1 protein-coding gene is annotated in these 1034 nt (G+C 61.1%); it reads right to left on the bottom strand.

Annotation, left to right across the window (positions count from 1 at the left end; genetic code table 11):
- A partial coding sequence (gene bamA / locus A0O30_RS27575) for an outer membrane protein assembly factor BamA (protein WP_105948838.1) occupies positions 1-1034 on the bottom strand: 1034 nt, incomplete at both ends.

The raw sequence follows: 1034 nt of genomic DNA, 5'->3' as shown, positions 1-1034 counted from the left end.
CCTTCCATCTGGCGCATTTCGCGACGCAGCACTTCGTCTTCGGTCTTGGTGTTGCCGCGGTAGTTGATGCGGTTGACGTAGGCACGCTTGCCCGGGTCGACCACGAACATGATGTCGACCGTGTGGTCCTGGTCGTTCGGCTGAGGCACGCCGTTGACGTTGGCGAAGGTATAGCCTTCGTTACCCAGGCGGCGGGTGATCAGCTCGGACGTGGTGGTCATCACCTTGCGCGAGAACACCTGGCCCGGCTGCACCAGCAGCAGCGACTTGACCTGGTCTTCCGGCACTTTCAGGTCACCGGACAGCTTCACGTCGCGAACGGTGTACTTCTCGCCTTCGTTGATGTTGACGGTGATGTAGACGTGTTTCTTGTCTGGCGTGATGGACACCTGGGTGGAGGCGATGTCCATGTTGATGTAGCCGCGGTCCAGGTAGTAGGAGCGCAGACGCTCCAGGTCGCCGGACAGTTTTTCGCGGGCGTACTTGTCGTCGTTCTTGAAGAACGACAGCCAGTTGGTGGTCTTCAGCTCGAACAGCTGCCCCAGGGTTTCATCGTCGAACACGTTGTTGCCAACGATGTTGATGTGCTGGATGGCAGCGACGGTGCCTTCGTTGATCTTGATCTTCAGCGCTACGCGGTTGCGCGGTTGCGGCACCACTTCGGCGTCGACCTCGGCCGAGTAGCGGCCCTGGGCCACGTACTGGCGCTGCAGCTCGTTACGCACGCCTTCGAGGGTGGCACGCTGGAAGATCTCGCCTTCGGCCAGGCCCGATTGCTTCAGGCCCTTCATCAGGTCTTCGGTGCTGATCGCCTTGTTGCCTTCGATCTCGATGCTCGACACCGACGGGCGCTCGACCACGTTGATGATCAGCACATTGCCATCGCGGTTCAGCTGAATGTCCTGGAAGAACCCAGTCTTGAACAGGGAACGGGTCGAGTCCACCAGGCGGCGGTCATCCGCCTGGTCGCCGACGTTCAGCGGCAGGGCACCGAACACACTGCCGGCGGAAACCCGCTGCAGGCCGTTGACGCG

Origin of the sequence: Pseudomonas sp. LLC-1 (assembly GCF_002992185.1) — a bacterium.
In the GTDB taxonomy this organism is placed as follows: Bacteria; Pseudomonadota; Gammaproteobacteria; order Pseudomonadales; family Pseudomonadaceae; genus Aquipseudomonas; species Aquipseudomonas monteilii.
Note: the sequence above shows the minus strand (reverse complement) of the source record. Positions and strands in the feature narration are given on the sequence as shown.